This is a genomic window from Afipia sp. P52-10 (assembly GCF_000516555.1).
Taxonomy (GTDB): domain Bacteria; phylum Pseudomonadota; class Alphaproteobacteria; order Rhizobiales; family Xanthobacteraceae; genus P52-10.
This window is the reverse complement of record NZ_AZSJ01000007.1, coordinates 519,164-546,084: the sequence shown is the minus strand read 5'-3', so window position 1 is coordinate 546,084 and position 26,921 is coordinate 519,164. Positions and strand designations below refer to the sequence as shown.

Annotated in this window: 23 protein-coding genes and 2 tRNA genes; 7 read left to right on the top strand and 18 right to left on the bottom strand. The window is 63.4% G+C overall.

Translation table 11 applies throughout. The features are described 5' to 3' along the window. Positions 1–15: 15 nt before the first annotated feature. From X566_RS19820 to dusB, 5 genes are all read right to left on the bottom strand, one after another. Positions 16–1,386 (bottom strand): sigma-54 dependent transcriptional regulator, encoded by a 1,371-nt coding sequence (locus tag X566_RS19820; protein WP_034470833.1) that lies wholly within the window; start codon positions 1,384–1,386, stop codon positions 16–18. A 9-nt stretch (positions 1,387–1,395) separates the two neighbouring features. Beyond that, the gene (locus tag X566_RS19815; protein WP_034470831.1) at positions 1,396–3,660 is read right to left on the bottom strand and encodes a PAS domain-containing sensor histidine kinase; all 2,265 of its coding nucleotides are present in this window, start codon (positions 3,658–3,660) and stop codon (positions 1,396–1,398) included. Positions 3,661–3,953: 293 nt separating this feature from the next. After that, positions 3,954–5,396: a nitrogen regulation protein NR(I) gene (ntrC, locus tag X566_RS19810; RefSeq protein ID WP_034470828.1), complete on the bottom strand. Its 1,443-nt coding sequence runs from the start codon at positions 5,394–5,396 to the stop codon at positions 3,954–3,956. Positions 5,397–5,408: 12 nt separating this feature from the next. Continuing rightward, positions 5,409–6,578 (bottom strand): nitrogen regulation protein NR(II), encoded by a 1,170-nt coding sequence (locus X566_RS19805; protein WP_034470825.1) that lies wholly within the window; start codon positions 6,576–6,578, stop codon positions 5,409–5,411. Next, positions 6,575–7,609 (bottom strand): tRNA dihydrouridine synthase DusB, encoded by a 1,035-nt coding sequence (gene dusB / locus X566_RS19800; protein ID WP_409337839.1) that lies wholly within the window; start codon positions 7,607–7,609, stop codon positions 6,575–6,577. Before dusB ends, X566_RS19805 begins: the two co-directional genes overlap by 4 nt. A 245-nt stretch (positions 7,610–7,854) precedes the next feature. On the opposite strand from dusB, the gene X566_RS19795 reads away from it, so the two are divergent. Both X566_RS19795 and X566_RS19790 read left to right on the top strand, forming a co-directional pair. Continuing rightward, on the top strand, positions 7,855–9,033 hold the full coding sequence (locus X566_RS19795) for a bifunctional 2-C-methyl-D-erythritol 4-phosphate cytidylyltransferase/2-C-methyl-D-erythritol 2,4-cyclodiphosphate synthase (RefSeq protein ID WP_034470823.1): 1,179 nt from the start codon (positions 7,855–7,857) through the stop codon (positions 9,031–9,033). A 66-nt stretch (positions 9,034–9,099) separates the two neighbouring features. Next, on the top strand, positions 9,100–9,711 hold the full coding sequence (locus X566_RS19790; RefSeq protein WP_034470820.1) for a CinA family protein: 612 nt from the start codon (positions 9,100–9,102) through the stop codon (positions 9,709–9,711). Here the strand turns inward: X566_RS19790 and X566_RS19785 are convergent. From X566_RS19785 to lipA, 4 genes are all read right to left on the bottom strand, one after another. Further along, positions 9,614–10,081, bottom strand: coding sequence for a type II toxin-antitoxin system RatA family toxin (locus X566_RS19785; protein WP_034470817.1), 468 nt, complete (start codon positions 10,079–10,081; stop codon positions 9,614–9,616). The two genes, X566_RS19790 and X566_RS19785, sit on opposite strands and share 98 nt — an antisense overlap. 101 nt (positions 10,082–10,182) lie before the next feature. Next, a complete protein-coding gene (locus X566_RS19780; protein ID WP_034470815.1) occupies positions 10,183–12,435 on the bottom strand; it encodes a fused MFS/spermidine synthase in 2,253 nt (750 codons plus the stop codon). Between the two features lie 112 nt (positions 12,436–12,547). Then, positions 12,548–13,072: a hypothetical protein gene (locus X566_RS19775; protein ID WP_034470812.1), complete on the bottom strand. Its 525-nt coding sequence runs from the start codon at positions 13,070–13,072 to the stop codon at positions 12,548–12,550. 4 nt (positions 13,073–13,076) lie between these two features. After that, a complete protein-coding gene (gene lipA / locus X566_RS19770) occupies positions 13,077–14,036 on the bottom strand; it encodes a lipoyl synthase (protein WP_034470810.1) in 960 nt (319 codons plus the stop codon). An 88-nt stretch (positions 14,037–14,124) separates the two neighbouring features. Here lipA and X566_RS19765 point away from each other — a divergent pair, with 88 nt between their 5' ends. Next, positions 14,125–14,724: a DNA-3-methyladenine glycosylase gene (locus X566_RS19765; protein WP_034470808.1), complete on the top strand. Its 600-nt coding sequence runs from the start codon at positions 14,125–14,127 to the stop codon at positions 14,722–14,724. 44 nt (positions 14,725–14,768) lie between these two features. Here the strand turns inward: X566_RS19765 and X566_RS19760 are convergent, their stop codons facing one another. From X566_RS19760 to X566_RS24835, 6 genes are all read right to left on the bottom strand, one after another. After that, complete coding sequence (locus X566_RS19760; protein ID WP_034470806.1) at positions 14,769–17,546, bottom strand: valine--tRNA ligase; 2,778 nt, start codon at positions 17,544–17,546, stop codon at positions 14,769–14,771. A 318-nt stretch (positions 17,547–17,864) separates the two neighbouring features. Beyond that, positions 17,865–18,605 (bottom strand): PopZ family protein, encoded by a 741-nt coding sequence (locus X566_RS19755; protein WP_034472536.1) that lies wholly within the window; start codon positions 18,603–18,605, stop codon positions 17,865–17,867. A gap of 199 nt (positions 18,606–18,804) precedes the next feature. Continuing rightward, positions 18,805–20,220, bottom strand: coding sequence for a TolC family outer membrane protein (locus X566_RS19750; RefSeq protein WP_081740355.1), 1,416 nt, complete (start codon positions 20,218–20,220; stop codon positions 18,805–18,807). A 343-nt stretch (positions 20,221–20,563) separates the two neighbouring features. Beyond that, entirely contained in the window at positions 20,564–20,881 is a 318-nt protein-coding gene (locus X566_RS19745) for a hypothetical protein (RefSeq protein WP_051444374.1), read from the bottom strand. A gap of 170 nt (positions 20,882–21,051) precedes the next feature. Continuing rightward, on the bottom strand, positions 21,052–21,348 hold the full coding sequence (locus X566_RS19740) for a 4-fold beta flower protein (protein ID WP_034470801.1): 297 nt from the start codon (positions 21,346–21,348) through the stop codon (positions 21,052–21,054). 145 nt (positions 21,349–21,493) lie between these two features. Next, positions 21,494–21,667 carry a hypothetical protein gene (locus X566_RS24835; protein ID WP_160170499.1) on the bottom strand — a complete coding sequence of 58 codons (174 nt, stop codon included), beginning with the start codon at positions 21,665–21,667 and terminating at the stop codon, positions 21,494–21,496. Between the two features lie 154 nt (positions 21,668–21,821). On the opposite strand from X566_RS24835, the gene X566_RS19735 reads away from it, so the two are divergent. Both X566_RS19735 and X566_RS19730 read left to right on the top strand, forming a co-directional pair. Further along, positions 21,822–22,382: a PAS domain-containing protein gene (locus X566_RS19735; protein ID WP_034470799.1), complete on the top strand. Its 561-nt coding sequence runs from the start codon at positions 21,822–21,824 to the stop codon at positions 22,380–22,382. A gap of 585 nt (positions 22,383–22,967) precedes the next feature. Continuing rightward, on the top strand, positions 22,968–24,449 hold the full coding sequence (locus X566_RS19730) for a porin (RefSeq protein ID WP_034470797.1): 1,482 nt from the start codon (positions 22,968–22,970) through the stop codon (positions 24,447–24,449). Positions 24,450–24,650: 201 nt separating this feature from the next. Here X566_RS19730 and X566_RS19725 read toward each other — a convergent pair whose 3' ends face one another. Beyond that, entirely contained in the window at positions 24,651–25,358 is a 708-nt protein-coding gene (locus X566_RS19725; protein ID WP_160170498.1) for a Crp/Fnr family transcriptional regulator, read from the bottom strand. A gap of 445 nt (positions 25,359–25,803) precedes the next feature. Between X566_RS19725 and X566_RS24830 the strand changes: the two genes are divergently transcribed. Next, positions 25,804–25,989 (top strand): hypothetical protein, encoded by a 186-nt coding sequence (locus tag X566_RS24830; RefSeq protein ID WP_152539996.1) that lies wholly within the window; start codon positions 25,804–25,806, stop codon positions 25,987–25,989. An 84-nt stretch (positions 25,990–26,073) separates the two neighbouring features. Here the strand turns inward: X566_RS24830 and X566_RS19720 are convergent. Together X566_RS19720 and X566_RS19715 are read right to left on the bottom strand one after the other, a co-directional pair. Beyond that, positions 26,074–26,148 (bottom strand) — tRNA-Asn (locus X566_RS19720). A gap of 109 nt (positions 26,149–26,257) precedes the next feature. After that, positions 26,258–26,331, bottom strand: a tRNA-Cys gene (locus X566_RS19715). A gap of 185 nt (positions 26,332–26,516) precedes the next feature. Here X566_RS19715 and X566_RS19710 point away from each other — a divergent pair. Next, positions 26,517–26,861, top strand: coding sequence for a hypothetical protein (locus X566_RS19710; RefSeq protein ID WP_051444372.1), 345 nt, complete (start codon positions 26,517–26,519; stop codon positions 26,859–26,861). The last annotated feature ends 60 nt before the right edge of the window (positions 26,862–26,921 follow it).

Genomic DNA, 26,921 nt, shown 5'->3' with positions numbered 1-26,921 from the left:
CCCTTGACCCCATAGTTAGCCGACGCCGAGCGCCTTGAGCTTGCGATGCAGCGCCGAGCGCTCCATGCCGACGAATTCGGCGGTCCGCGAGATGTTGCCGGAAAAGCGGCTGATCTGCGCGATCAGGTAATCGCGCTCGAACACCTCGCGCGCCTCGCGCAGCGGCAGTCCCATGATGTGCTCGCCGTTGTGGCCGGTCGGCATAGCCGGCACCATCGAGCCGACATCCTGCGGCAGCATGTCGGCGGTGATGATCGCATCCGGATCACCGCCGGCGAGGATCATCAGCCGTTCGACGTTGTTGCGGAGCTGGCGAACGTTGCCGGGCCAGATATGCGACTGTAACACCGCCATGGCGTCGTCGCCGATCTTCCGTCGTGGCAGGCCGGTGGCATGCGAGATCTGGTCCATGAAGTATTCGACCAGCTCCGGGATGTCCTCGCGGCGGTCGGACAACGGCGGCACCCGGATCGGCACCACCGACAGGCGGTGATAGAGGTCTTCGCGGAATCGGCCCTCGGCGATCTCGGTTTCGAGGTTGCGCGTGGTGGACGACACGATCCGCACATCGACGCTGACCTTGGTCGAACCGCCGACGCGCTGGAAGGTTTGATCGACCAGCACCCGCAGGATCTTGCTCTGCGTCTCCTTCGGCATGTCGGCGACTTCGTCGATGAACAGCGTTCCGCCGTGCGCCTCCTCCAGCGCGCCGGCCTTGCGCTGATATTCGCCGTTCGATTGCTCGACGCCGAACAGCTCGACTTCCATCCGCTCAGGCACGATGGCGGCGGCGTTAATAACCACGAACGGCCCGTCGGCCCTGGACGACATGCCGTGCAGCGTACGCGCGGCGAGTTCCTTGCCGCCGCCAGAGGGGCCGACGATCATGATGCGGCTGTTGGCCTTGGCGGCCCGTTCAACCGTCTGGCGCAACTGGTTCATGCTCGGCGAGCGGCCGACCATGGTGGAGGAGACCGGCGCGAGCTGCTTCAGCTCCTTCACCTCGCGTTTCAGGCGGGAGGTTTCGAGCGCGCGGTTGGCGACGAGGATCAGCCGGTCGGCCTTGAACGGCTTTTCGATGAAGTCGTAGGCCCCCTTCTTGATCGCCGCGACCGCGGTCTCGATGTTGCCGTGGCCGGAGATCATCACCACCGGGACGTCGGCGTGGTCCTGTTTGATCACCTCGAGCAGCTGCAGGCCGTCGAGCTTGCTGCCCTGCATCCAGATGTCCAGGAACACCATGCTCGGACGTCGGTTGGAGATTTCCGCGATCGCGGTGTCGCTGTCGCGCGCCGTGCGGGTCCCGAACCCCTCGTCTTCCAAAATCCCGGCGACGAGATCGCGGATATCAGCCTCATCATCGACGATCAGAATGTCATACGGCATGGTCGTGGTTCACTGTGCGTTCGCAGATGCTGGTGTCGGTTCGTTGGCTTCGGATGCCGCGGATTCCGTGTGTCCGGCGGCGGAAAATCTCAGTCGCATCCAGGCGCCGCGCTGGCCCGGAACGGCCTGCGACGCATCGTTGAGTTCGATCCGGCCGCCGTGATCTTCGAGAATGCGGCCGACGATCGCGAGACCAAGTCCGGTCCCCTTCTCGCGCGTCGTCACATATGGCTCAAGCAGGCGAGAACGGCTTTCCTTGGGCAAGCCTATGCCGTTGTCGATGACATCGATGACGATCTCGTCGCCGTCGCGCGATGCGCGCACATCGATCCGTCCCTTGCCAAGCGTATCCGGCGGCACCGCGCCGATCGCTTCAGAGGCGTTCTTGATGATGTTCTGCAGCCCTTGCGAGATCAGCCGGCGGTCGAACCGTGCGGGCATCGGATCTTCAGCGATATTGGTCTCGATATCGATGTCCGGATGCCCGACCCGCATCAGGAACACGACCTGACGCACCATATCGGCAACATCTTCGTTTTCGATCACGGGTTTTGGCATGCGCGCGAAGCGGGAGAACTCATCGACCATGCGTCGGATGTCATCGACCTGACGGACGATTGTGTCCGTACATTGGTCGAACACGGCGCGATCCTCAGTAATCACCTTGCCATACTTGCGGCGGATGCGCTCCGCCGACAGCTGGATCGGCGTCAGCGGGTTCTTGATCTCATGGGCGATGCGGCGGGCGACATCGGCCCATGCGGACGTACGCTGCGCGGACACGAGCTCGGTGATGTCGTCGAGCGTGATGATGTAGCTGTCCTGGGTGTGGCCGCTCTGTTCGGCGCTGACGCGTACCGACAGCGTACGGTCCTTACCGCCGCGGCTGACGCTGATCTGTCCTTGAACGAGGCGTTGCATGCCCTCGCGGGCAGCGTCCATCATCTCGTTCAGCTCCGGCACGATCTCCGCCAGCGGATGGCCGAGCGCCTCCGATTCCGGATGACCGATCAGCTTTTCTGCCGAGCGGTTCAGGATGCCGATCTTGCCCTCCTCGTCCACGCCGATGATGCCGGCGCTGGCCGACGACAACACCGCTTCGATGAAGCGGCGCCGGCTGTCGATCATGTCGCTGGCGCGCACCAGATCGTCACGCTGGGTGCGCAGTTCGCTGGTCATCTTGTTGAAGGTCTCGCCAAGATTGGCAAGGTCGCCCTCCGACTTGTTGACCGGCACCTGCACCTTTAGATCGCCAGTCGAGACCAGGTTTGCGGCTGCCATCAGGCGGCGGATCGGCGCTACCAGCCAGTTGGCGAAATTGAGGCCAATCAGCACCGACGACATCAGCACGGTCAGTGCGATGACCGTGAACATCAGCGCGAATGCGACCTGGATGCCGAGCCGGCGCGATTCCAGTTCGGCGAACTCAGTGGCGCCCTCCTGGGTCATCTGCACGCGATTGACGACGCGCGGATCGAGCAGCCGGGCGACGTAGAGGAACGTGTCCTGATAGGCGCGCAGCCGGATCACGGCGGCGACGTAATTCTGTTCGATGAAGACGGCGATTTCCGGCTTGTCCTCGGTGACGTTGCTCAGGAATTCCGGCTCCGGCGCCGTGAAGGTCTGGCGGATGCCGGTCTCGGCCGTTTCCAGTACATGCCGATCCTTGTCGATCAGCATCGCACCCGGCAGGTTGCGGGCCTGCGCACCCGACGTCAGATAGCGGCGGAAGCTGTCGCGGTCCTGGTCATACAGCGGCCGCGCCCGAGCCAGATCGCTCGCCATGCCGATGATGTCGCCACCGATCTGGCGGGCATTTTCCTCCAGATAGGCATGGGCAACGACGACCGAATTCTCGATCACCGCCTTGGTGCGGGTCGAGAACAGTCGATCGAGGCCGCGATCGAGCGTCACGCTGGCGACGACGGCGACGAGCACCGACGGCAGCACCGCGATGATCGAGAACAGTGCGGCGATCTGCACATGCAGACGCGCCGCCGCCCGGCCCCGCCTGCGCGCCTGGATCACCTGCCAGACCTCGGCGCCGATGATGCTGAGCAGCACCAGGATCGTCGCCGTGTTGATCATCAGGAAGGTGATGACCATTTCATGGGTAGGCACGATCGGCGACAGGCCGTTCAGCACCACGAAGGTCAGGAACGCGGAAATCAGCGCGAGCACGACCGCCACGCCGGCCAGAAGGCGGCGGCGCGACCAGCTTGTGGGTTCTGCTGGGGTTTCCAACGTGGCGGTGGCCGCGTCTGCGGTGGTCATAGGCTGGGCACTAGGCTGGATATAACGACCGTCGACGGCACTAATCGTTTGGCACGACTGCACTGATGCAATCGTACAACAATTGTTGCCCAATTACGACAATTCCGCGGCACAACCTGCTGCGAGCCTGTCGATTACCCAGATTTTAGTGCGTCACGTAGTCATTTTCGGCTGTCTGGTACGAAGGCGGACACGTTGCAGCGTTGTGACATCGCCGCAACGGTGATTCTCAATGCCCTCGCGCACCGGCGGCACCCAATGGCGCCATCGGAAACCGCTCAGCCGCCAGACCTTCAGCCTCCTGACCTGAAGACTTGAATGTCGAGGTCACGAATCTTCTTGCGCAGCGTGTTGCGGTTGACGCCCAAAAGGTCCGCGGCCCGGATCTGGTTGCCGCGGGTGGCGGCGAGCGCCGCCGTCAAGAGCGGAATCTCGATCTCCTTCAGGATCCGGTGATACAGCCCTGGCGGCGGCAGGCCGTTCGGGAAACCGGCGAAATGCGATGATAGGTAGAGTTCGACTGCGCCGCCCAGATTGTCGATGGTCTGCGGCGCGCTGCTGCTCGCCATCACCGCCGGTGGCGCCAGTTCGCCCTCGATCACCGAACCGGTGATGACTTCCTGCGGATAAAGTGCGGCCAGCCGGCGTGCGAGATTCTCCAGCTCGCGCACGTTGCCGGGCCAGCGGTGCTGCTTCATCCGCTCCAGCGCCTGCGCGTCCAGCTTCTTCGGTGGCAGTCCGTCCTTTTCCGCCAGCGAGAAGAAATGACGGATCAGATCGGGCAGATCCTCGATCCGCTCGCGCAGCGGCGGCAGCCGCAGCGGCACGACATTAAGGCGGAAGAACAGGTCTTCGCGGAACAGGCCCTGCTGGATCAGAATGCGCAGGTCCTTGTTGGTCGCGGCGATGATGCGGACATCGGTCTTGATCGGGGTGCGGCCGCCGACGGTGGTATACTCGCCCTGCTGCAGCACGCGCAGCAGGCGGGTCTGGGCCTCCATCGGCATATCGCCGATCTCGTCGAGAAACAGCGTGCCGCCTTCGGCCTGCTCGAACCGTCCCGACGCGCGGTTGTTGGCACCGGTGAAGGCGCCGCGCTCGTGGCCGAACAGCTCGGACTCGATCAGGTCGCGCGGGATGGCCGCCATGTTGACGGCGACGAACGGGCCGTTGCGGCGCTTGCCGTAATCGTGCAGCGCCCGCGCCACCAACTCCTTGCCGGTGCCCGACTCGCCCGAGATCATCACGGTCAGATCGGTCTGCATCAGCCGCGCCAGCACGCGGTAGATTTCCTGCATCGCCGGCGAGCGGCCGACCAGCGGAATGGCATCGAACTCCGTCTCGTCCGCCGAACGTGACTGACGCTCTTTCGGTTCGGACAGCGCGCGGCCGACGATCGCGATCAGCTCTTTCAGGTCGAACGGCTTCGGCAGATATTCGTAGGCGCCGCGTTCGGATGCGCGGATCGCAGTCATGAACGTGTTCTGCGCGCTCATGACGATGACGGGAAGGTTGGGACGCATCTTCTTGATGCGAGGCAACAAATCGAATGCGTTCTCGTCCGGCATGACGACATCGGTGATGACGAGATCGCCCTCCCCCTGGCTGACCCAGCGCCAGAGCGTTGCGGCGTTACCGGTGAGGCGGACCTCATAGCCTGCGCGCGACAGCGCCTGATTGAGAACCGTGCGGATCGCCGTGTCGTCGTCAGCGACCAAAATACTTCCTGCGGGCATTTTTTTACTTCCTCATCGCTTCACCTGTGAGGCCTGCGGCAGCGTTCCCGGTTCGCTGACGCCCCTGTTCTGGTCCTTGGCCGCACTGTAGATCGGCATCAGAACCCGAAAGACTGTTTTGCGTGGCTGCGATTCGCATTCGATGATCCCACCGTGATCGCCGACGATCTTGGCGACGAGCGCGAGCCCGAGGCCGCTGCCGGTCGGCTTGGTGGTGACGAATGGATCGAAAAGATTGGGAAGCAGATCGTCCGGCACGCCGGGACCGTTGTCCTTGACGCAGAATTCAAGCGGCAGCGAAACGCGGGATTTGGTGCCCGGCAGCGACAATCGGACGCCGGGCCGGAATGCGGTGGTGAGCTGGATCTCGGCGTCCTGATCCATGTCGGCCGTCGCTTCCGCGGCGTTCTTCACGAGGTTGAGAAACACCTGGATCAACTGATCCTGATTGGCGAGCACCGGCGGCAAGGACGGATCGTAATCCTCGACGATCTTGATGTTGCGGGCAAAGCCCGACTGCGCCAGCCGCTTCACATGATCCAGCACCGAGTGGATGTTGACCGGCCCGCGCGCCACTGGCCGCTCGTCGCCGAACACTTCCATGCGATCGACCAGCGTGACGATGCGGTCGGCTTCGTCGCAGATGAGTCGTGTGAGCTGGCGATCTTCGGGCGGCGCCGACTGTTCGAGCAGCTGCGCCGCCCCGCGAATGCCGGACAACGGATTCTTGATCTCGTGAGCGAGCATGGCCGCGAGCGCGATCACCGAGCGGGCGGCGCTGCGATGGGTGAGCTGCCGGTCCATCTTGTCGGCGATGGTGCGCTCCTGCAGCATCACGACGATATGGCCGGGCCGCTCCGACAGCGGCGCAACGTGCAGATCCACCTGGCGATCGCTGCCGATCCGCGGCGTGCCGAGATCGACCTTGTACTCGTTTACCGGTGAGCCGTTGGTGCGCACCTGCTCGACCAGCGCCAGCAACGGGCTGCCGAACGGAATCAGTTCCTTGAGGAAATGCCGTTGCAGCAGATGCACGGAGATTTCGAAGAACGATTCGGCGGCGATGTTGGCATCGACGATCTTGCCGTCAGGCCCGACCAGCAGCACGGGATTGGGCAGCGCGTTGAGGATCGCGTCGCTGTCGGCCGCAGGCTGCGGACGCGGTTCGGCATGCAGGTTCATGCGGCGGCCCTCTCGGCGAAATCGTCGAATGCATCGGCAAGCGAACGGTGCACTTCAGCGGGCTGTTCGGAGGTCAGCACGGTCTGCCGCCAGCGCGTCAGCGTCTCCGGCAATGCGCCGCTGGTTTCGGCGGCGACGTTCAGCGACCAGCTCAGGTGCTTGCGGGCATGACGGAGCCCCACCCGTATGCCGTAATGCGCGAGCACGCCTTCATAGAGCATGCGGACGTAGTCGAGTTGCCGGTCGAGTGAGGGCACGGCCTCGATCTTGCCGGAGACGAAGCGTCGGCCGATCTGCCCCGGCAGCCATGGTTGGCCTTGGGCGCCGCGACCGATCATGACCGCATCGGCCCCGGACTTTTCCAGCGCTGCGCGTGCATCATCGAACGATAGAATGTCACCATTGACGACGAGCGGAATGCCGATCGCCTCTTTCACCGCGCGAATGGCGCTCCAGTCGGCGCGCCCCTTGTAGAACTGGCAGCGGGTGCGGCCGTGCACGGTGATGAGGCGAACACCGGCGGCCTCCGCTCGTCGCGCAAGTTCGGGCGCATTGATGGAATTGTGGTCCCAGCCAAGCCGCATCTTCAGCGTGACCGGTACCGAGACGGCATTCACTGTTGCCTCGATCAGCGTCAGCGCGTGATCAAGATCGCGCATCAGCGCCGAACCGGCTTCGCCGCTGGTGACGTGGCGCGCGGGACAGCCCATGTTGATGTCGATGATGTCGGCGCCGGCGGCCTCGGCGATCCGTGCCCCCTCCGCCATCCAGCGGGTTTCGCATCCGGCAAGCTGCACCACATGCGGTCCGACCCCAGACGCCTCACAGCGCAACTGCGCCACTGGCCGTCCCTGGGCGAGATCGTCACTGGCGGTCATCTCCGAAACGACGAGACCGGCGCCGAGTTCAGCGGCGAGCTTACGGAACGGCGCATCGGTGATGCCGGACATCGGCGCGAGCACAACCGGCACGCTCACGGCGATACCGTCGATGGACAAGGGCTTCAGCTGTGGCGACACCGAATTGGTCACTGGACGTCCGCTTTGATTCCAATCAACTGCGCCATTGCAGTTGATTTCGCGCATTTTTTAGGCACAGGAACCATCTGCCTACACATTAGCCAATTTTTTCGTCATTGCAAGTGCAGTGCAGCAAAAGTTGCTATGCGCCCACAGCGTTTCAGAATCATGCATTTGCACGATCCATCATGCTCATGGCATTGAACAATTGAACCTCCGGTTGAACCGGCTCCCTCCCGCTCCGTCTCAAGAATCGAATGTCTCTTCGTACAGCAGCTATTATCGTCGCCGCCGGTCGCGGTCTTCGCGCCGGCCCCGGCGGTCCCAAGCAATTTCGCTCGATCGGCGGCCGCACCGTGGTCGCCCACGCGCTCGAAGCCTTCTGTCAGCATCCGGACGTCACCTGGGTCCAGCCGGTCTGCCATGCCGACGACAGCGTACCATTCGCCGAAGCGACGCAGGGACTAACTTATCTCACGCCGGTCGCCGGTGGTGCGACCCGGCAGGCTTCCGTGTTTGCCGGACTGAAGGCCCTAGCCGGTATCGCTCCCGACGTGGTGCTGATTCACGATGCTGCCCGCCCGTTCGTCTCGTCCGCGGTGATCGACCGTGCGATCGCTGCGGCCAGCATGACGGGCGCGGCGATTCCAACCGTTGCGGTGGCCGACACCATCAAGGAGGTCGATGGCGCAGGTGCCGTGGTCGGAACGCCGGTACGGGCCAACCTGCGGATCGCGCAGACGCCGCAGTCGTTCCGCTTCGACAAGATTCTGGCCGCTCACGAGCGCGCAGCGCGCGAGGGCCGCGACGATTTCACCGACGATGCCGCGCTGGCCGAATGGGCTGGATTGACGGTGGCGACTTTTGAAGGCGATCATCTGAACATGAAACTGACCACTCCGGAAGATTTCGCGCGCGAGGAAGCGCGCCTTGGCGCAGCGCTCGGCGATATCCGCACCGGCACCGGCTACGACGTGCACGCCTTCGGTGAGGGCGATCACCTGATGATCTGCGGCGTGCGCGTGCCGCACACGCGCGGCTTCCTGGCGCATTCCGACGGCGATGTCGGCCTGCATGCATTGGTGGATGCGATTCTCGGCGCGCTGGCTGACGGCGATATCGGCGCGCACTTTCCGCCGAGCGATCCGAAGTGGAAGGGCGCATCGTCCGACCGCTTCCTGGAGGATGCGGTGCGGCGCGTGCGCGAGCGCGGCGGCCGGGTCGCCAGCCTTGAGGTGACGTTGATCTGCGAGCGACCGAAGATCGGCCCATGGCGCGACGCTATGCGCACGCGCATCGCGGAGATTGCGAACGTGCCGGTTTCGCGTGTATCGGTGAAGGCAACCACCAGCGAACGTCTCGGCTTCACCGGCCGAGAGGAAGGCATGGCCGCGACGGCGAGCGCGACTATCCGCCTGCCGTGGGGTGATGTGTAGCGCACGCAGCGCAAGAACACTGGAACAAGGCTTGGGGCAGCCGATGACTTATGTGGGGCCGATAACGTGAGTGCCAGTGAAATCCGTTCCCTGGCGCGCTCGCTGCTCGATCTGTGCAAGATGCGCAAGTTGATGGTGGCGACCGCCGAATCCTGCACCGGCGGCCTCGTCTGCGCCGCGCTCGTCGATATCCCCGGCTCCTCCGCCGTGGTGGCGAGCGGCTTCATCACCTACTCCAACGAAGCCAAGCACGACCTGCTCGGCGTCAGTTCCGAAACGCTCGCGACTTTCGGCGCGGTCAGCAAGGAAGCCGCCATTGGCATGGCCAAGGGCGCGCTGAAGAAGGGTAAGGCAGACCTTGCTGTGTCAGTGACCGGAATTGCGGGTCCTGGCGGCGCGACGCCGGGCAAGCCGGTGGGGCTCGTCCATTTCGCAGCCGCCGCCCGCGACGGCCGCGTTATCACCCGCGAGAAGCGCTTCGGTGCGATCGGCCGGACGGCGGTGCGCACGCGTTCGGTGGTGGAAGCATTGAAGCTGCTGACGGAGCTGGCGCGCGGGCCGGCCCGTTCCGCCAAAGCGGTCAAGCGGCCGGCGCCCGCCGCGGGTAGATTGCGTCCGCGCGCCGCTCGAAAGCCCCGGCAAACCGCTGGAACGCGGCGTCGAACATCGCGCCCATGAGCATCGCCAGCATCCGGCTCTTAAACTCGTAGGCGATAAAGAAGCCGACCTCGCAAGCGTTCTCGCCACGCGGCTCGAATGTCCAGCGATTCTCCAGACTGGAGAACGGGCCGCGCAGGTATTCGACCAGTATCGTCAGGTTCGTCCGGTCCAGCGTCACGCGGCTTGTGAAGGTTTCGCGGATCAATTTGAACGACACGGTCATATCGGCGACGATGACTTCGGTACCGTCGGGCTTGGCCGTGCGTTGCCGCACCTTCAGCGACTGGCACATCGGCACGAATTCGGGGTATCGCTCGACATCGGCGACGAGGTCGAACATCTCGGAGGCCGTGTGGCTGACGCGCCGCTTGTTGGAGAAACTGGGCATTAGGCCTGATCGGGGTTCGAAAACGATGCGCCCCACATAGACATGCGGGCGCTGCGGCGCAACCGGGGATTCCAGCGTTGGGGATATGCCGGGCGCCAGTTTCAGTCACCCTGTCTGAATTTCCTGATCAACGGCCCGAGCAGGCTCGACTCATCGTCGGTCCAGGCTCTCTGTCCCGGTTGCAGCGCCAGCGTGTCCCAGTCGTTGAGGGTTCCAAAATCGGCGGTGGACCTTGCCAGGATCATCACCGTCGAGAACCGGATCATCGAATCGGCGCCGGGAACCTCGTCTTCGTCCCAGATGCGCCAAACCAGCCCTTCAGCCGCCGCCGTCGCCGCTACCACGCCGCTAAGATCGAGGTGGTTGTTGGAGATGTGGGTCAGAATGATGCCGCCGGGCTTGAGGCGGGACAGATACACGCGCAGCGCCTCCCGTGTCAGCAGATGCACCGGAATCGAGTCGGACGAGAACGCATCCATGTGGATCACATCGTAGCGGGCCCGCGCGTTGGCCGCGAGCGTGAGCCGTGCGTCGCCGAGGATGATGTTCGCATCGGGCTTGCAATCGTGCAGGAAGCGGAAGCGCTTCGGGTCGCGGGCAATGGTGACGATGTCGGCGTCGATCTCATAGTAGTCGAGCCGGTCCTCCGGGCGGGCAAGGCAGGCCATCAGCCCGGCGCCGAGGCCGATCACCGCCATGTCGATCGAGCCGCCAGTCCTCGCTTGCACGGCGCGGATCACTTCGGCGATCGGCGACTTGCGATGGTAGTAGGTCGTCAGTTCCGGCGCGCCGGTGACGGGCTTGCCGTCATCGGTCGTGATCCGCTGGGCGCCGTGTAATTCCATGCCGTGGCGCAGCGTGCGGTAATGTCCGTCCGGCGTCACCTCGATCTTGTGGACGCCGAAGAAGCTGCGCACGGTTTCGAGCTGGCGCACATTCGGCGGATAGACGCGGGTGACGAGAAAGACCGCGGCGATCAACAGCGCGGCACCGAGCGGACGCCAGCGCAGCAGTAATGCCGCAGCGATCGTCAAGACGATGGCGCACGCCCAGACAAGCGCATTGTAGGGCGGCACCACCGGCACCGCTTCGCGTATTCCCGGAGCGACCACCAGCACGATCAGCAGAGCGAGCGCTGTATAGAGAGCCCCCTCCAGCAGCCGCGGCCGCATCAAACCCGGCCGCGCCAGCATCGCCGCGACGATCAGGATCGGGTACTCCGCGATCCATGCGAAGACGTTCGGAGCCACCAGCCCCGAGAAGGTGCCGCCCAGAACGCCGCCGAGCGACAGGCAGAAATAGAAACGCGTCAGATGAGCCGCCGCTGGACGAGTGGTCGAGAGCTGGCCGTGGCAGATCATCGCCGTGACGAAGAAGAACAGCATGTGCAGGGTAACGTCGATCGTCAGCCAACTGCGGATGTCGAGGGCGAGATTGAGCACGACCAGCGCCGTCAACACCGGTTGGCTCGCGAGCAACCAGCGTTGCGGAATCCAAGTCCGGTCGCTGAACACCAGAATGAAGGTGACCAGATACAGCGCCAGCGGCAGCACCCACAGGAACGGCGCGGCTGCGATGTCAGTGGTGATGTGGGTCGTGACTGCCACCATCAGCGCCGACGGAACGAAGGCGAGCGCCACCCATAAGGCCATGCGCGGCAACGTCGGCGCTGCCTCCGCATGTTCCGACCGCGCGGTTTCGTTGGTGCCGCGCGCGAAAACCGCCAGCGCGCCGCAGCCTCCAATCAGCGCAATCAGCACGAGATAGCCGACGCGCCAGATCTCGCCCTGCAGGCTCAGCGTCGAGAGTGGTTCGGCGATAAACGGATAGGCAAACAAAGCTAGCAGGCTGCCGACATTGCTTGCCGCATAGAGGAAGTACGGGTTACTTGCATCGGGGTGACCGGAGCGTGCGAACCACGCCTGCAGCAGCGGTCCATTCGCCGACAGCGCGAAGAACGGTACACCGATCGATGTTGTAAACAAGCCGATCAAGAACAGCGCCTCGTGTCCTGACGGCGGCATACCCCATCCCGCAGGGATCGCCAGCGGCAGCGCCATCGCTCCGGCCACCATGACGCCGAGGTGGAGCGGCAAGGCGACACGCGGGCCGCCCAAGCGCGTCAGCAGATCGGCGTAGGCATAGCCGAGCAGCAGCACGCCCTGAAAGAACACCATCGCGACGGCCCACACCGACGGCGCGCCGCCGAACCGCGGCAGCACGATCTTGGTGAACATCGGCTGCACGGCGAACAGCAGTGCCGCGCTGAGGAAGATGGCGGCCGTATAGACGGCGATGGTGGACAGCGAACGCAGGCCCGGCGGATCGAGCGCCACTTTGGTTTCGCTACTCATGGCGATTCATACCCACCGTCCCGTCCCTGCTGGACGGCGCGAAGCTAACCAAGCGGATGCGCCTTCGCAACGCGGAAGCGTTGCCCCAATGGCTTCACTGTTCAGGCCGTATTCAGCTTCTCATCCGCGTGACGCTGACGTTGCGTAGGAAGGCTTCCGCCGCGCGATCGCTTTTAAGCGTCGTGGTGCGATCCCAGGCTTTGTGGCGGCCGATCGCGGCGATGATCTGCGGCCATTGCGTGTTCGGAAAATCCCAGATGTATTTCAGAAACGCCCAGTCGATTTGCTCGGGACATCCTTCCGCCATGTCCGGGCGCACCTGGCCATAGGAGCGTGCAATCCGTCTCGCGACCCGTGCGAGGCAGGCGAAGCGCGTGCGGTCGAGCAGGATCACGTGATCTGCCCGCGGTAACCGCTCGTCGATAGTCGAGAGATAGTTGCCGTCGATGATCCAGCGCGGCTCCGCTGCGGCCTGCGCAAGACGCGGACGATAGATTTCTTTCTCGGCCTGGACCCAGCCGGGCAGCCAGAACAACTGATCGATGTGGACGACAGGCAGGCCGGTAATCGCGCCCAGTCGGCGCGCAAAGGTCGATTTGCCCGCACCCGACGAGCCGAGAACGAGGACCCGTTGCATCGCGTCAACGGGCGGTGGCCGCCCTCGCCGCCTGCAGCTTGGCGAAGTCGTCGCCCGCGTGATGGGACGAGCGCGTCAGCGGGCTCGCCGACACCATCAGAAAGCCTTTGGTGTAGGCGACCTTCTCGTATGCCGCGAATTCGTCCGGCGTGACGAAGCGCGCGACACCGTGATGCTTGCGGGTCGGCTGCAGGTACTGACCAATGGTGATGAAATCGACATCTGCCGAACGCAAGTCGTCCATCACCTGCAGCACCTCGTGCCGCTCCTCGCCAAGCCCGACCATAATGCCGGATTTGGTGAAGATGGTGGGATCGATCTCCTTCACCCGTTGCAGCAGGCGCACCGAATGGAAGTAGCGGGCGCCCGGCCGCACCGACAGATAGCGCGATGGCACCGTTTCCAGGTTGTGGTTGAAGACATCGGGCTTTGATGCAACGACGACTTCCAGCGCACCATCCTTGCGCAGGAAGTCCGGCGTCAGGATCTCGATGGTCGTAGTCGGACAGCTCGCGCGGATCGCCCGCACGGTCTGGGCGATATGATCGGCGCCGCCGTCGGCGAGATCGTCGCGATCGACTGAGGTGATGACCACATGGGCGAGGCCGAGCTTGGCGACGGCGTCCGCGACGCGCTGCGGCTCGGCGGCCTCGAGCGCCTCCGGGATACCGGTCTTGACGTTGCAGAACGAGCAGGCACGCGTGCAGGTGTCGCCCATAATCATGAAGGTGGCGTGCTTCTTGTCCCAGCACTCACCGATGTTGGGGCAGCCGGCCTCCTCGCAGACGGTGACGAGGCCGTTGTCGCGGACGATCTTGCGGGTATCGGCATAGCCACGGCTGGTCGGCGCACGTACGCGAATCCAGTCCGGTTTCGGCGGCGACGGCATGTCCGGCCGATGCGCCTTTTCCGGATGGCGGGGGCGCAGCGGCTGCGCAGAAACTGTATCGATGACGACGACCATGGCGACCCGTTCGTGTTACCTTTAGGTAATCCGCCGCGCTCCAAGCCGCAACCTGCCCTGACGCCCTTATAATCGATATTCGCCCGCGATGCTCCAGCATACCCCCGCCCCGAAATTGGGCAAACGCCTGACCAAACGGTTTTTTGATCGCAGCGTGCACGAGGTCGCGCCCGAGCTGATCGGGGCCACGCTGCTGGTGGACGGGGTCGGCGGCATCATCGTCGAGGTCGAGGCCTATCACCACACCGATCCGGCCGCTCATTCCTATAACGGACCGACCCCGCGCAACCGCATCATGTTCGGTCCTGCCGGGTTCCTCTACGTGTACCGCTCCTACGGTATCCATTGGTGCGCGAACTTCGTCTGTGAGGAAGCGGGTTCCGCCAGCGCCGTGCTGCTGCGCGCGCTCGAGCCGACGCACGGCATCGCCGCCATGCGACTCAGGCGTGGGCTGGAGGACGAGCGGGCGCTGTGTTCGGGGCCGGGCAAGCTCTGCGAAGCCCTCGGCATCACGAACAGGCACAACACGCTGCCGCTCGATGCCGCACCGTTGGCCATCCATGCCCGGACCAGCAAGCCGGAGGTGATCACCGACGTCCGGATCGGCATCAGCAAAGCTGCCGATCTGCCCTGGCGCTATGGCTTGAAAGGATCGCGCTTCGTCAGCAAGCGGTTTCCCGCGCGCTGACGGAGATTACGACCGAACCGGACAAGGGTCCGGGTCCGCCCCGGTCAAATGCCCTTCAGCCGTTCCAGCGCCTCGACGATCTTCACGCGGCGGGCCTCGGCCTCCTCCCGTCGCTCGCGCTGCTCCTCGACGACCTCTTCCGGCGCCCGCGCCATGAAATCGGTGTTGCCGAGCTTGGCGTCGACGCGCTTGATGTCGGCTTCCGCCTTGCTCATCTCCTTCTGCAGGCGCGTACGTTCGGCGTCGAAATCGATCACGCCCTTCAGCGGCAACGCTGCGACCTCGCCGCGCACCAAGAGCTGCACCGCGCCCTGCGGCATCTCTGTCGCGATCGTGATCTCGGACAGCCGCGCGAGGCGCTTGATCACCTCGCTCCAACGTTCGGCACGCTCGCGCGTCTCCTTCGGCGCATTGACCAGAGCCAATGGGGTGAGCGTCGCCGGCGCGACGTTCATTTCCGCCCGGAGCGAACGAACGGCCGTGATCAGATCGACCACCCAACCGATTTCGGCCTCGGCCTGCGCATCCTCCAGCCCCTTTTGGGCTGGCCAGGCGGCGAGCGTCAGGATCGTGTCGCGCTTCGAGGTTGCGGCGACCGCCCACAGTTCCTCGGTGATGAAAGGCATGAACGGGTGCAGCAGCTTGAGGATCTCATCGCGCGCCCATGCGACCATCGTCCGGGTTTCGGTCTTCGCCGGCCCATCGGGGCCAGTGAGAACCGGCTTCGCCAGCTCTAGATACCAGTCGCAATAAATGTTCCACACGAAGCGGTAGACGGCGTTCGCCGCCTCGTTGAAGCGATAGGCCTCGATCGCTTCCGTCACCTCGCGGGTGGCGCGTGCGGTCTCATGCGCGATCCAGCGGTTGAGTGTCTGCGTGGCCTGCGACGGATCGAAGCCCGGCTCCAGGGCGCAGGCATTCATCTCGGCGAACCGCGCCGCGTTCCAAAGCTTGGTGGCGAAGTTGCGATACCCCTCGACGCGCTGCTTCGACAGCTTGATGTCGCGGCCCTGCGCCGCCATCGCCGACAGCGTGAAGCGCAGCGCGTCGGCGCCGAGCTCGTCGATCAGGTGCAGCGGGTCGATGACGTTGCCCTTCGACTTCGACATCTTCGCACCCTTCTCGTCACGGACGAGCGCATGGATGTAGACGGTCGGGAACGGCACGTCCTTCATGAAGTGCAGGCCCATCATCATCATCCGGGCGACCCAGAAGAAGATGATGTCAAAGCCGGTCACCAGCACGTCGGTCGGATAGTGCCGCTTCACCTCCGGCACGTCGTCGGGCCAGCCCAAGGTCGAGAACGGCCACAGCGCGGACGAAAACCAGGTGTCGAGCACGTCCTCGTCGCGGGTGATGAAGCCTGCGCGCTTGGCAGGGTCAACCGCCATGTCGTGCCCCTGCTCCGGGGTGATGACTTCCTTCTCGACGTAATAGGCAAGCGCGTTGGCGACGGCCTCCTCCTCGGTCTCGGCGACGAACACCTTGTCGTCCGGGCCGTACCACGCTGGAATCTGGTGGCCCCACCAGAGCTGGCGCGAGATGCACCAGGGCTGGATGTTCTCCATCCACTCGAAGTAGGTCTTCTCCCAATTCTTCGGGACGAAGGTCGTGCTGCCATTGCGCACGGCCTCGATCGCCGGCTGCGCCATGGTCTTGGCGTCCACGTACCACTGGTCCGTGAGGAACGGCTCGATCACCACGTTGGAGCGATCGCCATGTGGCACCATGTGCGTGTGCGGCTCGATCTTGTCCAGGAAGCCGAAGTTCTCCAGCCGCTCGACGATCCGCTTGCGCGCCGCGAAGCGCTCGACGCCATGCAATTCGCCGGCAAACTCGGAAGCGCCTTCCGGCAGCCCGCGCAGATAATCCTCGTTGCCCTTGAGCGCGAGGTTGCCCTCGATATCGAGGATATTGATCTGCGGCAGCCCGTGGCGGCGACCGACCTCGAAGTCGTTGAAGTCGTGGGCCGGCGTCACCTTGACCGCACCGGAACCCTTCTCCGGATCGGAATAGGTGTCGGCGACAATGGGAATCCGGCGGCCGACCAGCGGCAGGATCACATGCTGGCCGATCAGATGCTTGTAGCGTTCATCGTCCGGATGCACCGCGACGCCGGTGTCGCCCAGCATCGTCTCGGGCCGCGTGGTGGCGACGACGATATAGGTCGAGCGATCCTCCGGATCGAAGGCGACGCCTTCGAGCGGATAGCGCAGATGCCAGAGGCTGCCCTTGACCTCGATCTGCTGCACCTCGAGATCGGAGATCGCCGTCAGCAGCGCCGGGTCCCAGTTGACCAGCCGCTTGTCCTTGTAGATCAGGCCGGCACGGTAAAGCTCGACGAACACCTTGAGCACCGCCCGCGACAGCCCCTCGTCCATGGTGAAGCGCTCGCGCGACCAATCGCACGACGCGCCGAGACGCTTGAGCTGGTTGACGATGGTACCGCCGCTCTCCGCCTTCCACTGCCAGACGCGTTCCAGGAATCTCTCGCGTCCCATCGCCCGCCGGCCCGGCTCCTGCCGCTCCATCAACTGCCGCTCCACCACCATCTGGGTGGCGATGCCGGCATGGTCGGTCCCCGGCTGCCAGAGCACGTCGCGGCCGCGCATCCGCTCGAACCGGCACAGGATGTCCTGCAACGTGTTGTTGAGCGCGTGCCCCATATGCAGCGAGCCGGTGACATTCGGCGGCGGAATGACGATTGTGAAGGGCTCGGCGCCGGCGACGGCGGGCCGCCCCGCCTTGAAGGCGTTGGCGTCTTCCCACAGACGGGACATGCGGCTCTCGATATCCGCGGGCTGGTAATTCTTTTCGATCATATCCGGGACAAGCACCGATTTTTGGGAACGGGCTGGTGGAGTTGGTCCGATCGTCGTTTGGCGAGCCGCGGCGGGCACGCATCACGCGACGATCAAATCCAAAACGCCATCAGAAACTTATATTTGTGCGTGGTCGTTGGATTCCAACATTCACATCACATCAGCCGAGGAGGCATGCGACTATCGGAATCGGCTTCCTAGAAAGCCCTGACCGCGTGCCGAGTCAAGGCGAGCGAAATCAACAAGTTCGGCATGGTTGTGCCCATGAAACCAAGCTGCCGCCGGCGATGCGGTGAGCGTGAGGTGGTGGTCGGGGACTCAGCGGCCGCGGGATACCCGCTCGATTTCCGCACGCACAATCTTTTCGACCAGGCTCGGAAGATTATCGTCCAACCAGGTCTTCAGGAGTGGTCGCAGCATCTCCTTCACGAGATCTTCCAGCGTGCGGGCATTGTTGCTGAGCACGGTCTGCGCCAGCGTGTTGAAGGCGGAATCGACCGCCGCAAACGTGGACTGCGACATCAATGGCCGCGCCGCTGGCGCCGCCACCTCCTCGACCACCCGCTCCCGAACCTGTTCTTCGAAGTTGCGGACCGGTCGCGGCGCAGGTTCGGAGAATTCGACGTCGTTCTGCGGCTCGATCTTGCGGAACTCAGGCGGCGACGGCGGCGAGACGGCCATCTGCTCGGTCAGATCGAATACGTCGTCGGGCTCCGCCGATGCAGCAGCCGCAGCCCGGACATCCTCCTCCGCCGTCTCAGCATCGAGACCGGCCAGCATTGCATCGATATCGTCCTGACTGTTGCTGGCTGCTGGCGGCGGGGGCGCCGCGGACTTAGCTGCAGCTACTGGTTTCGCTGGCGCGACCACGGCCGGCGGCGGCGCCACCGGCTGTGGCTGGATCCTCGTGACCGGCTCTGGTGCCGCTTGCGCGCGCGGCGCGGACGGCTGTGGCGCAGCCGCCGCATCCGGCTTCGCCTCGTCGTCGGCGATAATACGTCTGATCGACGCAAGGATTTCCTCCATCGAGGGTTCCTGCGTTTTCGCCGGTTGCGTCATGCTGAGACCCACTTCATCGACGCCATCCACGGCCACCCATCCCCAAGCAGCCCACCCGATGCACAGCGCTTCGCGAATCGAATTCGAATCGCAACGATGCCAGCGAAAAGGCTAGCTCACGCCGACAATCGATTGCAAGCAAACGACCGTGAAACGCTCAACACTATCGGAAGCAGATTCGACTCAGCCGGAACCGCGGTTAGCGACCGTCCGGCGTCCGCACACCGGTCCACGCATCGCGGACCTGATGATAATGGACGCTCGGATCGTAGATCGTGGTCGAGAGACCGAGGATCGACGGCGACAGGCGGCCCACGGCAGCCAGCGTCGAGTAGGATGCGACGATGCGGTCGTGCTGCGCCGTCACCATGGCGACGCGGGCGTTGACCAATGCCTGTTGCGCGTTCAGCACGTCGAGGGTCGTCCGTTGACCGACCCGTGCCTCTTCTCGCACGCCGTTCAATGCGGTTTCCGATGCGGTGACCTGGGCCGCGGCCGAGGTGACCTGCGCCTTTGCCGCTTGGAGCTGGCCCCACGACTGAACCACCGTCGCACGGGTCTGGTCGCGAACCTGATCGAGCACAAGACGCTGCTGCGCCAAGGTTTCCTTGTTCTGCCGGATTAGCGAATATTCCGAGCCGCCCTGATAGACGGGAACCGAAATCTGCGCTGCGGCCGACGCACCGAAGCTGCGCAGGATCGGCAACGTCGTTTCATAGGACTGCTGCACCGATGCGACCAGGTTCACGGTCGGAAACAGCGCGCCCTCGGCGACCTTCACGTTCAGGAACGACACGTCGATGCCATGCATCGCCGCCGTCACGTTCGGGTTCTGGATCAGCCCCATCTCGACCGCCGACGGCAGCGATCCGGGGAAGAAACGGTCAACCGGGGTGCCCGGCGCGAGCTGGCCCGGCTCATTGCCGATGATGCGACGGAAGTTGGCGCGGGTTGTCGTCAGATTGGATTCAGCGGCAAGCAACTGAGAACGGCCGGCCGCGAGTTGCGCTTCGGACTGCGCCACGTCGGTTCGCGTCACTTCGCCGACGCTGAAGCGGTCACGCACCTGCTTCAGCGTCTGCTCCAGGACGCGGGTGTTGCTGCGCTGAACCTCGACGATCGCCGCATCGCGCAGGTAGTCCATGTAAATGGTGGCGGCCGCCAACAGCACCGTCTGCTCCAGCACGCGCAAGCCTTCGCGCGCCGCAGAGACCTGGCTTTCGGCCGCCCGCGTACGGTTCGCGGTCTGGAAGCCGTTGAAAACGTTCTGCGTCACGGTCGCGCCGACACTGCGCGGCGCATTGATACCATGGGCATCGGTATAGACGGCAGTGCCGCCGGTGAGCGCGCTCTGTGTCTTGGTCAGCGAGTCCGTGTACTGAGTGCCGACGCTGGCAGTGATCGAAACGCGCGGCCGGTAACCGGACAACGCCTGCGGAACCGTCTCGTCGGTGGCGCGGACTGACGCCCGCTGCGCATTCAATTGCGGGTTGTTCTGATAGGCGCGCACAAGCGCGGCCTCGAGCGTGTCTGCGTGGCCGACGTTGGACAGTCCAACCCCAAGTGCAACCGCCGCGACGCCAACGATCGCTTTAAAACCTTCCACCCGACACATCCCCATCAACTCCGCTGGCCGGTTATCCCATGCTGGGTGCCGGTCAACGCCCCGACTCAAGGCCTAGCGCGATTTACCATAAGCATCGCTGCAAGGCGGCGAAACCCCTCGCCACCACTTCCAACCGAAACTTGGCTGCTTGAGACATTGGAGCCACAGTGGAAGCGGGGCCACTGCTGCACCATCCGGCGAGAAGATGCTCGTATCTTTTTAAAAATACGAGATAATTTTCTCAGCTCAGAGGCAGATCGTCGGGTTAGAAAACAGCTACGCACACATCATTCGCAGAAGCACACTAAATGCTTCGCGAGCTTCGATTGATACGGCGGAGCGAAACAGTGAATTAGCGGATCGCACCCGCGGTGGGGGTGCGCCGCGCTGACAGCGAGGGCGAGCGTGCAAGGTGCGGACGACGCACCTCGACCAGAGCCAGACACGCCGCCTCATGCTTGCGATAGAGCTCGAACCAGCGATCTTCCGCCCGCCGCATCGCGTCGCTTTGCAGCTCCCAAGGCAACGGATTGCCATCGGCATCGACCGGCTCGTGGGAGTCGAGATACTCGAACTCAAGCGTTTCGGCGAAGGTCAGACCGATCCTGACGCGATTGCCGAAGGCGTCGAGGCCGAAGGTGTGGAAGCGAGGGTTGTGGTCATGTGTCATGCACCCTGAGCTAAGGCTTCCTGGGGGCCCGCTCTGTGAGGGGCATCACACAGCAGCGCCGACTCGGCGGCGAATGCACCCAGACATTATCAACAGTGCGGCGCAGCAACGCAGGCTTATCTCCTTGGCTGGCTTTTGCCTGAGGCTCTCAGCCGCGCGCCAAGTCGGGATCAAACCGCAAAATCGATGTAGCCTTCAGGCAGGTCCCTCGCCGCTTCGTCGCCAGGGATCGGCGTCGGGCCTGCGCCCTCCTGGTGGTTCGGCCAGAAACCCACGGAGCTATGGGTCTCGCGCTTGATCTCGTTGGTGATCAGGCGGCCTTCACGCAGCTCGCCGAGGTAGTGACCGTTTTCCGAGAACACGTTCTCTTTGCGAAACTCGCCGACATGGCGCCCGTCGCGGGAAAACAGCCCTCCCTCTTCGATCCAGCCGAAGTATTTGCCGCCCCACGTTCTGACAATTTCCATCCCTGCCCTCCTTACATCTGGGTGCCAGGGTGTGCCGCAGCGCGGTTTCGCGCGCAAGCCATGCGGGCGCCTCAGTTCGCACTGCTCTCGGTCGGAAACGGTCACAGCGAGGACAAGACGCCCGAGGTGCCGAGCACCCGACCGCTCAACTGTCCTTGAGGTTGGGGTCGTTGGCGATCCGCTCGACGAACTCGATGACCTGTTCGCGAATTCTCCGGCTGGCAATGCGTTCAAACGCCCGCTGCAAACGCAGGCCTTCTTCAGCGCTCAACGGATCGGAATAAGTTTCGTTATGCGGTGTTGTTGGCTTCTTGGACATCGTTATTGCCCGACCGGAATCCCAGCCAACACCGGCGCGCATTATGCCGCAACCTTCCCCAAGCTGAACCGGCGGCAACCTTCTACTGAGAGTGGCAAAGCTGTGGAGCGCGTGTCAGAATTGTGGCGCGACTCAGACATCGTGAGGAGACGCCATGACCAAAAAGAAGAACAACACTGAATACACCGAGTACATCGCGGCGATGGCCCACCAGCTCGCTGATCTTGCCAAGGAGATCAACCGCCCCTTCCTTTCCACAGTACTTCGGATGGCCTTCCTCGAGGCGCTCGAGATGCCATCCGCCCCGCGCGACAATCACCCAGCGATGAGCCCGCCGTCTGAAGCCGGCGATCTGCTCTACAGGACGATCGGCTTTTTCGATTGGGATATTCCCAACGATCGCGTCTATGCTGATGCCGCTTTTGCAAGAGCCTTCGGCGTCAACCCTTCCAACGCCCACGACGGCACGCCGCTCGAACACTACATCCGTGGCGTTCATCGCGACGATCGCAAGCGTCTCGAACAGGCGATCACGGTCGCGATCGAACAGCACACGCTGTTGAGCATCGAGTATCGTCTCGTCGATGATGCCGGTGGCGTGCAGCGCGTGCGCGCGACAGGCCAGGTGATCTATGATCGCGACGGCCAGCCGATCCGTTTCCCGGGGACCGTCGTCGCGATCGACAATCCGTTGTTGCGCCGCGCTGCAGCCTGAGCGCCAGACGAGCCAAAGCGCGCGTCGTTTGTGCATGATCTTGCGCGCCATCTCTTGCAAGCGCGTCCTTGCAAGAGAGCGCCTTTTGCTTTTTGAGTTCGCCTGCTCGGATTTAGATCCTAAGATCAAATCCCCAGACGTCTTAGCCCCATGATCGACCTTGCCGCCGGAAGCAGAAGCGCGCCTCGGCCTGCCGGGCACTGCGCCGCGCGGGTCGTTAGACGATCCGCAAGCGATGGAAGGCCCCTTCACGCGCTCTGATTCGCAGGCCTTGCCCTCGCAGCCGCAACCGCATCGTTGATCGCATATCAGTGTGCGAAATGTTGACAGGATGTCGCAGGCTGTCGCGGCTTTGGTCCGATAGCATGCGCTTTCCATGCCTCACTCCAGGCCAAACACCGGGATCGGTCTGATGTCAGACCGTGATGCCGAGTGCGCTTTCTCCATGGCGACTTAATGGTGTTCCTGCGGCTCGGGGGGCATCCCAAGCCGCCCCGTCTGGGGGATCGCTGAAGCCGCTTTCGCAGGTCGCGGGGGTGTCCAAGAAGCGCGAAGCGACGGGAACGAACAAACTGGAGGTTTGATATGAAGATGGTTAAGAGCCTGCTGCTCGGCTCTGCGGCGGGTCTCGCTGCACTGACGGGCGCTCAGGCAGCTGACCTGCCCTTGAAGGCGAAGCCGGTCGAATACGTGAAGATCTGCTCGCTCTATGGCGCGGGCTTTTATTACATTCCTGGCACCGACACCTGCATTCGCATCGGCGGTCACATCCGCGCCGAAGTGAACTTCAATGCACGTGCCACGGGTCTGCAGTCGTGGAATACCGGCAACGGCAACTCCACCAACACCCGCGATCGCGACGTGTTCTTCACCCGCTCGCGCGTGTTCCTGAACATGGATACCCGCACGCAGACCGCGTTCGGCACGCTGCGCACGTTCTCGGTGGTTCGCGCTGAAGTGAACACGCCGGTTGGCGCTGCGACCAGCAACCCGGGCGTGATCGCGATCGACACCGGCATCATCCAGTGGGGTGGCTTCACGATCGGTCGCGCGGGCACGTCGTACTTCGACAACCCGTGGACCTACGCATTCAAGTGGGGCCAGAACGGCTGGCTCGGCAATCCGGACACCGCCGGTGGCCGTTACGTTGCCGCTTACACCCATCAGTTCGGCAACGGCATCTCGGCGACCCTGTCGCTCGAAGACAACAAGGAGCGTAAGCGCGGCAATTACAACGGCGCTGCTCCGCTCACCGCATGGGGCTCCGGTACTCCGGGCACCGACTCGCGCGGCGGCAACACCTGGCCCGAGATCGTCGGTCAACTCCGCATCGACCAGGCCTGGGGTGGCTTCCACCTCGCCGGTAACCTCGTGAACAACCACGTCGCCTATGGCTGCGCGGGCATCGCGGGCTGCACCGAGATCTCCGGCACGACACCGTCCGACAAGATCGGCGGCGGCGTCAGCGCGGCGTTCAAGTTCAACCTGCCGACCGGCGTCAACGACGCTCTGTACATCGCTGGTACCTACGGCGTTGGTGCGACGACGAACACGTTCGCCAACATCGGCCAGGGCTCGGGCTTCGGCATCTTCGGCAACAGCAACCTTGCCTATGGCAGCATGGTTGGCGGTTACGTGTTCGACTCGGTGTACGACACCCGTACCGGCACCGGTCAGCAGCTGACCACGACCTATGGCGGCACGATCGCCTTCGAGCACGGCTGGAACGCCCAGTGGCGGACCTCGGTGTTCGGTGGCGCTGAGGTCATCGACTACAACGCGACCGCCAATGCGATCCTCTGCTCGCGTTCGGTGGGCACGCTGTCGAACGCAGCGACGACCTGTAACATGGACTACCGCATCTACGGTGTCGGCAGCCGCACCTACTGGACCCCGGTCCGCGATCTGACGATCGGCCTGGAAGTGATGTGGACCAACCACCACTCCGGCAACAAGGGCGCGACCTACACCCTGCCGACCGCCACCAACTACAAGCCGGCGGGCGTCTACGAGGTCAAGGATCAGGACGTGTTCTCGGGCATGTTCTCGGTTCGCCGCTTCTTCTGATCGATACGATCTGACGAGCTCCGATCCCCGGCAGGCAACCTGCCGGGGATTTTTTTATGCGCGGCCTCAGCGTCAGTCGATAGCGCCAGCCTCGCACGACGGCCGAAAGCAAACGGCCGATGAGGTCTCCCTCACCGGCCCGTTCGTCCAGATATGTTGCGTGAAGAATGGTTGGCGTTAGACCCCGCCGCCGCAGCGCGCTTATCGACGCTGCAGATGATGCTCGAAACGCGGCAGCTCACGCAGCATGGAAAATCTGTCGTCGATGATCTTGTGACACTCGCAGGCATGCTCGCGCAGCGCTGCGGTGCTGACGATCCGCAGTGAGCCGCGCTGCCGCTCCAGAACGCCACGGCCCTCCAGTTGAGCCAGCGCCTCGGAGACGCCGGGACGGCGCACGCCGAGCATCGATGCGACAAGGCTGTGCGTGACCGGCAGCTCATCTTCGCCGATTCGATCCTGCGCCGCGAGCAACCAGCGCGCGACGCGCTTGTCGATCTCGTGCTTGGCATTGCAGAACGAGACCTGCGCCTTCAGCGTCATCAGGAGCTGCACATAGCGCAGCAGATGATCCTTGATCGACGGCGTCTCCTGCATGATCCGCTGCAGATCGCTCGCCTCGATGCGTAGCGCTGTGCCCGGAATCTGCACGATCGTGCGCTGAAGCGCGCAGTTGGTGCCGAGCACGACCGACACACCGACAAAGCCGAAGTGGCCGACCATCGCGACTTCCACCGGCCCGTCCTGCTGCGTGCGGGCCACGCGCGAGATCACGCCGCTCTCAACGAAGTAGACCGCATCGACCGGCTTGTTGGCGTCATAGATCACCGAATTCCGCTTCAACTCCACCGGCGTCAGAAACGGCCGAAGCTGTTCGAACTCGACTTCCGGCAGTGTCGCCAAAATCATATTCCGAACAATGCTCGAGGTTTGGAAATCTGTCGCTGCGTTGTTCACCTTGAGCATTCACTTGTCTCCACGGTTTCACCGTTTTGTTTCGCCGATGCACTCGATCAATGTGTGGAAGAGTGCGAGCGATTCCGTTTCGCGCGGGTGTTTTAGAGTCGCCTTCCCGCATTGAAGTTGTGGCGAAGTGGCGCACTCATCGTCTTGTGATCGATTGTTCGATATCAGACCATTCCACTTCGCCGATAATTGCAGCCGTAGCTTGCGCAGGTGCGAGTAGCACCTCGCGATGATCAGCGTCGTCAGACCAGATACGCAATTGAACATGGAACTTCATTGCTCGACATGATGTTTGCGACAGCCTTGCCGACCGTCAGTCATGCTGATCACGCACAGGTGCACTCTGTGTGGCCTTCGCAAACGAATTCGATCGACTAGGAGTATTTTCATGCTGCGAAGCGCTGCGCCGTTCGATCACTTCCGACATATCGCCAGTTGCGAGGGACAGATTCCCGGACAGAGCGGCCGCATTGAAAGCCGATTGTGGACGACGGGAAAGCCTACCTACGTCCTGTCGGACAGTCGCTACAACTTCAGCTTCAACGATGCGGATCGCGCGAGTGATCACGCTTGAAGATGCGGACCCGACAATTGCATTTCGACAATTGCATTTGGAGGGTGGAGCTCGAATGGCTGCGCACGAATAATCGCGCTTGAGTGGCTCCCCGGGCCGGATTCGAACCAGCGACCAACCGGTTAACAGCCGGTTGCTCTACCACTGAGCTACCGGGGAACGGTGCGAAGCAGCCTCAGCAATGCGCCGCGTATAACAAAGCGCCCGAGGATTGCAAAGGACGAAATGTCCAAAAAAGCCTATGCAAACAACAAAGAGGAAGGAAAAATGGAGGCCACGACCAGAATTGAACTGGTGTAAACGGTTTTGCAGACCGCTGCGTAACCACTCCGCCACGTGGCCCCACGGAAGCAGAGTTGTTACAAGGTGTCAGAGACTTACGCAACAACCCTCAGCCGGCATCCTGAAAAATTCTGAAACGCGATTCGGCTGCAATTCCAAAGGCAAGCGCCTATACTTGCCCGGTTCGATGTGAGCCCGCTGGCCGGTGTCAGCCGGTCACTGCGAATCCTGCATGGAGTTCGCCCATGTTCCGCTTCCGATGCTTCGTGCTGGCGATGGCCATGCTGGGCGCGATTCCGGCCTCGGGCTTCCTGCCCGCGACCGCCGAAGCCGAGTCGGTCCCATTCACATGCACGATCCAGGAAGACGGCGGCTCGGTGCGGATCACCGTCAGCAATCCGGCACGGGTCGCGCGGTCGTGCCTGGTCGCCTGCCAGTTCGCAACCCCGCTCTGGGGCGGCGAGGCGCAGATCATTTGCGCCCACACGGTGCCGGCCCGTGCCAATGACGTCGAGATGTGTACCAAGAGTGCCGGTGGCGTCCAGCTGTTGCGGCAGACCCACGGCTCCGCAGATTGTATCCGCCGGTAGGGTCCTGTGAGCGGCAGCGCCGTTAGCGCCGGAACCCGGGAGCGCCTATGTTCTCCGAAT